4 protein-coding genes are annotated in these 6,614 nt (G+C 55.9%); 3 read left to right on the plus strand and 1 reads right to left on the minus strand.

Annotation, left to right across the window (positions count from 1 at the left end):
- Positions 1-2 precede the first annotated feature (2 nt).
- Positions 3-1,343, plus strand: a complete 1,341-nt coding sequence (locus VLX68_13280) for a YhjD/YihY/BrkB family envelope integrity protein (protein ID HUI93213.1) — start codon at positions 3-5, stop codon at positions 1,341-1,343.
- Between the two features lie 337 nt (positions 1,344-1,680).
- Here the strand turns inward: VLX68_13280 and VLX68_13285 are convergent, their stop codons facing one another.
- Positions 1,681-3,363 carry a DUF2341 domain-containing protein gene (locus VLX68_13285; GenBank protein ID HUI93214.1) on the minus strand — a complete coding sequence of 561 codons (1,683 nt, stop codon included), beginning with the start codon at positions 3,361-3,363 and terminating at the stop codon, positions 1,681-1,683.
- A 351-nt stretch (positions 3,364-3,714) separates the two neighbouring features.
- Here VLX68_13285 and VLX68_13290 point away from each other — a divergent pair, with 351 nt between their 5' ends.
- Together VLX68_13290 and VLX68_13295 are read left to right on the plus strand one after the other, a co-directional pair.
- On the plus strand, positions 3,715-4,698 hold the full coding sequence (locus VLX68_13290; protein ID HUI93215.1) for a hypothetical protein: 984 nt from the start codon (positions 3,715-3,717) through the stop codon (positions 4,696-4,698).
- A 226-nt stretch (positions 4,699-4,924) separates the two neighbouring features.
- On the plus strand, positions 4,925-6,424 hold the full coding sequence (locus VLX68_13295; protein HUI93216.1) for a carboxypeptidase-like regulatory domain-containing protein: 1,500 nt from the start codon (positions 4,925-4,927) through the stop codon (positions 6,422-6,424).
- Positions 6,425-6,614: the final 190 nt, after the last annotated feature.

A 6,614-nucleotide genomic window follows, 5' to 3' on the forward strand; every position in this document is an offset into this window, starting at 1 on the left:
GCATGCTTTTATTGTCCCGTAAATTCTGGCACGATTACCGCACCAATCCCCAGGAAGCGCTGCTGTCGCTCAGCACCAACCGCCGCAGGATCTCCCACGCGGTGCTCAAGTTTACCGTGTTCGTGCGGATCACCTTTTCGGAATACTTCATGAACCACTGCGTCACGCGCGCGGGAGCGCTCGCCTTTGCGCTGCTGCTCACGCTCATACCGCTGCTCGTCTGCGTGTCGTTCATGCTCACCAAGGTCATGGAGGCGCCGCTGCCGCAGCTCGAGAAAATGGTGGCGTTTTTCCTTCCGTTCGCGCCGGAGGCCATCCTTTCACAGGTCAGCGTGTTTTTCGCGAACGCCCAGAAGGTGAAGGGCCTGGGCATCGGCGTGCTCATCATCGTCACGCTGGGCATGTTCGGCACGGTCGAGGAGGCGCTCAACACCATCTGGAAAGTCACACGCTCGCGCTCGTTCTTCGTGCGGCTCCGCACCTTCACCATGGTGATGGTGTACAGCCCCATCCTGTTTTTCGCGTCGTTTCGGGTGCGGCGCTCGGTCATGCTCGATGTCAAGCCGGTGTACATCTTCTCGCTCGACGTACTGTCGTTCGTGCTCATCGTGCTGGCCTTTGCCGTGTTCATCTGGGTGGTGCCCAACACGAGGGTGCGGTTCCGCCACGCGCTCGCTGGCGGCATTGTGGCGGGCATACTGTTCCAGCTGGAGCGCTATTTTTTCTCGTTGTACGTGAGCGTCAATTCCCAGACGTTCACGATCTACGGCGCGTTCGGCCTGTTTTTGTTTTTTCTCATCTCGCTGTTTCTCGCCTCGTGCTTCGTCCTGTTCGGCGCCGAAACGGCATTCGTGGCGCAGAATTTCAGGCCGCTTTTGCGCGCCAAGAAACGCTGGGAGCGCCGCATCAGCGATTACAAGACCTATTTCTGCCTGCGCGTCATGATCGACACGGTGGCCGCGTTCATCCGCAAGAGAAAGCCGCCCACGCTTTCGCAGTTTATGAAAAAGTACGAGATGACCGAGACCCAGGCGCAGGGCATCGTGAACACGCTGGTGCGCGCGGGCTTTCTCCACGTGCTGGGCGCCAACGGCAAGGAGGCATACGTTCCCACCCAGGACTACGCCGGCATACGGCTCCGGGAGATCCTCGACTCCATCGAGGACGAGAACCGGAGGATCCCCACCACGCCCGACGATTTCGCGAAAAACTACGTGGCCGGCCTTATCGCAGGAGTCAAGGAACGCCTTCCCTCGCAGACCGACGAGCTCACGTTTGAAAAATTGGTGTTTGATATCGAGGACGGGGAGGCGAGGGCGCAGCGGATTGGATTAGGAATATGATTTTGGACTGTTGACCGCGAATTTCAAGAATGCGATTGGTGGGGGGAGGCTTCCCCCTCGCTCGAGCCTCCTCGGCTTTCAGACCTGCGGGGTCTCTCGCTACCCCTCCTGTGTGCAGCCCGGGTGCCGCCGGTCGCAAGCTCCACATTTCCGTTGGGCGCACCCGCGACCTGCAGTTGAAAGAACAACCTTAGACTCTCGCCTCTGCGCAGAAATCCACAGGAAAAATATCCTTTATAATTTTATCATATGTTAATATTGCGGAAGGCAGACCGACCCCGCGAAGCGGGGAAACGCCCAGGTTTTTATGTTCTTCAACTATGAGAAGTAAACAATCTTATTTTTCTATCTCAACCGTCAAGAACTTCTGATCAACCCTCTGGTTTTCAAACGCCAACATTATCCAATCATCTGACCTTGCGATTTTCGAGATGTTGAGTTCATCAATGATACCATTGAAATAGCTAGTGCCATCCGATCCGATGGTAAGCGTTGCGGTTGAACTATCCGGCCCTGCCGCCGTAAACGTGTTCGTGGTTCCACAGAGCCCTCCATCAATGTAAAACGTGGTCGTGGCGGAACCCGATCCATCCAACGTCCGCTTGACAGTGTAGAAATGCCACTGGCTCACCCCCATGTCGCGCTGGGCGACGATGCTGCCGATTCCCACGCCCGAAAAAACAGGCCGCAGGCCGGCCGCGCCCGACGCGAGGCTGTCGCCGAAGTAAAACTCCTCGTCGCCGGTGTCGCGCGCCGCGCCGCTTCGTGTTTTAGAGAAAATAACGCCGCCCGGAGCCGAGAAATTCGCCCACACGCATATGGTCATTGCGCCTGTTGCGAGATCGGTGACCCGGCCGTGCGTGGGGATGCCGTCTCCGTTTGCAAACGCGCATCCGTTGCCGACATAGCCCTCAAGCGGCGAAGAAGCCACTTGATCATCTCCGTTTGCGCCGTTCGCCGTTGCGTCTTTGTAAAGGCCGGTCGTCCCCGTGCCTGCCGCATTCTCCTCCAGGTGCCATACGCCGGCAAAGCCCTTGCCCGTGTCGAACACTGCGGCTGCGTTAGAAGCGCTCTGCGTGCCCGGGTTGCCCCAGAACATGCGCACGAAGTGCGCGGCGTTGTCCGGGAGCACCGTGTCGAGGCCGATCCAGAGCACTGCCTGGCCGGCGGAAGAGTCCCACATCGCAACTTCGAAGGGCACTGCCTTTCCCGATTCGTCGGCGATCCGCAGGTCGCGGCCCGCCGCCCGGGCTTGCGCAAACGGGAAATTCGCGGACGACAACCGAAGCGCCGCGCTGAAATCGGTGACAATCGTGGGGACCAGAATGCCTGATGCGGTCGTGTTGATCCGGATTTTCGCCGAATGCAGCCAGCCCGGATAGGGGTTGAGGAACGTGGTGTCCGCAGGCCCGATCGGCACGTTTGATCCCAGCAGCAAGGCGGGAGCGCTCGCACTTACCTTGAATTGTATTTGTTGGAGCGTGCATTGCGGGACCGGACTGAAGGTCACCATTCGCTCGCCGGCATTTTTCGGTTTATAAAAAGTTGTTCCGGATACATACACAGAACCGGAAAGCGGAATCATGCTGTCGGAAAAAATAATGGCCAGTGCCACGGGTTTTTTGAGAGAATCAGGATCAATCGGCATTTTTCCCGCGTTGGAAAGCACGGTGATGCCGTTATGCAGCAGTTGCTTTTCGGACGACAAATTGACTGCCTCAAGGTTGTAGGTCCCGCTTGAAGCTACATGAAATTGATAGACGCCGTTTGAATCTGTCGTGTCGATCAATCCTGCATCGGCAGGATTATCGAAGGCGGGATTGAAACCTGTTGGAATGAACATGACTTTGGTGTAAGGCACGCCATTGCCGTCCGGCGTTACAATGCGGCCGGAAACTTCGGTGTCTGAACCGCTGCCCGCCAATTGGATGGAACAGGAGATGCACCAGGGGAGAATGGCGGCAAGCGCAGAGAGCAGAATTGCGGGAAAACCGCGGATTTTTTTATTATAGGGGGACATTATACTGTTCCGGCAAAAATCGTTTGCCGGCCTCGTTTGCGGATGCCCCCGAAAATCATTTATCAAACCGCAATGCGGCCGGTAAGATCGCGATTCTTCTTAAATATAAAAGAAAAACCGGAGATTTTCATGAATCATTTTTAATAAATTATCGCTGATGACAATGGGGAAGCGGTATTCCGCTGATTTGGGAATAGGAATGATAAAATCTGGGGCCGAGAACGGATAAGAGACCATCAAAAACCGGTTCCATGCCTGAAACCTCATAAGGATATCTCACGGGATTTCTTGCGGCGACTTAAACATGCACACAGGTTTGATTGTATTTTTCCAATGGAATCTATATTTAAAATGAAACAGTCATTCCGATATCATTGTTTACCACTGTCAATCATCCTTGTTGCCGTTGCCTCCTTTGCCCAGCACCTCGACTCCTATTCCCCCTTCTTCGCCGCCTGCTCTCTGTCTTCCGACACCTGCCATTACATCGCGCTGCGCTCGTTCAGGCAAGCGGGCGTCCGCGGGCTCTTTATTGTAAAGCCCGCCACCCTTGCCACGCAAATCGTGCCTGCCGACAGCGCGTGCTGCGCCCCGGCGGCCCTTGCCGATCTGCGCGGCCTTTTCGCGCAGACGGCGTACGCCGCTGCTCTTGACAGCTCGGAAAAAAGCGAAAGGCGGGTGCAGGACGCGGGGCTCGTCCGGGGCTCTCCCGGCCGGAAGGGCATCGACCTCACCGCCGACCTATGCCCGTCCAGGCTGCCGCTCGCCCGGGATTTTTTCACCGGGCTCATCGACCAGTTCCTGCCCACGGAGCGTCCGGTGCCCGTCGCGCTCGCCGTCACCGGCGTGTGGATGAACACGCACCAGGACGACCTTGAGTGGCTGGTCGATCTGGGAAAAAAGGGCGATCTTTCCATCACCTGGATCAACCACTCTTACAATCACCTGATAAGCGACAGCGTTCCGGTGGAAAAGAATTTTCTTCTCAGGAAAGGCACCAACCTCGAGGCAGAGGTGCTCAAGACCGAGCAGAAAATGATCGAGTCCGGCATCACGCCGTCGGTGTTTTTCCGTTTTCCCGGCCTCGTGTCGGACAGTCTCGTGTTCGCGAAGGTCACGTCGTTCGGACTCATCCCGGTCGGGAGCGACGCGTGGCTCGCCAAGAACGAGCTGCCGAAAAACGGCAGCATCGTGCTCGTGCACGCCAACGGCAACGAGCCGTACGGCATCAAGCAATTCTTCAAGCTCATCCGCCAGGAGCGCGACTCCATCAGCGCGGGGAAATGGATGCTCTATGACCTGCGGGAGAGTGTGGCGGAAAATGAGAAGAAATAGATGAGCCACAGAAACACAGAGGACACAGAGAAAAAGTGACGCAGTTCCCGATGGAATTGTATCAATAATAATGGAAATCGGTTCTCAGGCAGCCGATTGAAAAAACATCCCCGGAAAACCGTGGGGTGTTTTTTTTATGGGGAAAACAACTGGCGAAATGGTACCATTGAACAGGGACTGGGCTTTATTGACCAGGTCAGATTCCGGCATTAAAAGGGGGGATATCATGCTGCCAAAACCTTTTCTTCTTATTACTTTTTCATCAATTTTATTGTCAAGCTATCCCTATGCCCAAACTGTCTCGCTCTCCGGCACCGTTTTCAACACCGACAACGTGGCGGTCAGGGGAGCCGTCGTTGCATTGCAGAACGGCAAACTGTCGGACACCACGGACGCAAACGGCGTATTTTCGATCACCGGCAACGTCGGCGTGGTGTCGGTGCTCCCGAAGGCGGGCGTCGATGAGATATCGGTGTGCGGCGGTTTTGTCAGGTTCTCGTTGGTAAATGATGAACAGGTCTTTCTTTCGGTTTTCGACTGCACGGGCAGGATACTCACCTCTCTCAAACAATTCTATAAGGCGGGAAACTATTCGATTGACCTAGGAAGATATGCCGCGCATGGATTGAAAATCATTCGCGTTGCCATGGGTCAGCCATCGTACAGCTTCAAGATGATTGACATGGAAGGAAGTCCGTCCCGGCCGATCACCCAGAATCATGCTCAATATTTGGCTTTGTCAAAAAGGTCGGCGAGCGTGGATTCCCTCAAGGTAAATGCTGTACGCTATTGGCCCTTGTCGCAGGGAGTCAATTCATACAATCAATCCAATATCAATCTGATCATTGCATCGCTGATCGACACCGGCGTGGGCGCGAGCTTCCACGGCGTGCGGCCTTTCCCGGATGACAATCCGTGGAACACGCCGGTTGACAAGGACACCGTGGACCCGCTCTCCGACCGGATCATCGCCGGCATCGGCCTCAACGTGTCGCTGCACCCGGATTTCTGCGGCCAATATAACGGCGGCGTGTGCGGCATCCCGTACGTGGTGGTGACCGCGAATACGCCGAGGTCAACCGTGACGTTCGATTACGCGGACGAAAGCGATCCAGGCCCGTACCCCATTCCGGCCAACCCGCCCATTGAAGGCGGGCCGAGCTCAACCGGCGACCGGCACATCCTGATGATCGACCGCGACAGCTGGATTCTTTACGAATTGTACTCCGCGTATCCGCCGGGGACCGGCTGGACAGCGGGCTCCGGCGCCATCTTCAAGCTCGATTCCGATTCCCTGCGGCAGGCGGGCTGGACGTCGGCCGACGCGGCGGGCCTTCCCATTTTTCCCGGCCTCGTGCGCTACGACGAGGTGGTGGAGCAAAAGGCGGTGTTGCACGCGGTGCGGTTCACGGTTGTCAATTCGCGCCATGCCTATCTTCCGCCGGCCACGCATTACGCAAGCAACAAAACGGCCGACACGCTGCCGCCCATGGGCATGCGGGTGAGGCTCAAGGCAAGCGTCGACATCTCCGGCTATTCGGCCAACATGCAGGTGATTCTGAAGGCGCTCAAGACCTACGGCATGATCATGGCCGACAACGGGTCCAACTGGTACGTTTCCGGCGCGCCCGACAGCAGGTTCGACGACAACGAACTGAACACCCTGAAGCAGATAAAGGGGAGTAATTTCGAGGTGGTGAAGATGAGGGGGATGGTGACGCAGTAAAAATTGCCACAGAGACACAGAGGACACAGAAAAAAAAAGAGTAAAGAATAAGGTGATTATAAAGGATCTTGCACCAAATTAGTGATCATTTTGACAAGTTTTTCAAAGATATTTTCATGACGATGATTGTACCGAAAAGCCATTTCGTTCAGATACCCTGGAAAGTATTCTTTGGAGACGCCGTGGAACT

The organism is Chitinivibrionales bacterium, assembly GCA_035516255.1.
Taxonomy (GTDB): Bacteria; Fibrobacterota; Chitinivibrionia; order Chitinivibrionales; family FEN-1185; genus FEN-1185.

What these genes read in the sequence shown, in the direction of transcription:
- VLX68_13285 (HUI93214.1), bottom strand. Translation starts at nt 3,363, where the DNA reads ATGTCCCCCTATAATAAAAAAATCCGCGGTTTTCCCGCAATTCTGCTC.
- VLX68_13280 (HUI93213.1), top strand. Translation starts at nt 3, where the DNA reads ATGCTTTTATTGTCCCGTAAATTCTGGCACGATTACCGCACCAATCCC.
- VLX68_13290 (HUI93215.1), top strand. Translation starts at nt 3,715, where the DNA reads ATGAAACAGTCATTCCGATATCATTGTTTACCACTGTCAATCATCCTT.
- VLX68_13295 (HUI93216.1), top strand. Translation starts at nt 4,925, where the DNA reads ATGCTGCCAAAACCTTTTCTTCTTATTACTTTTTCATCAATTTTATTG.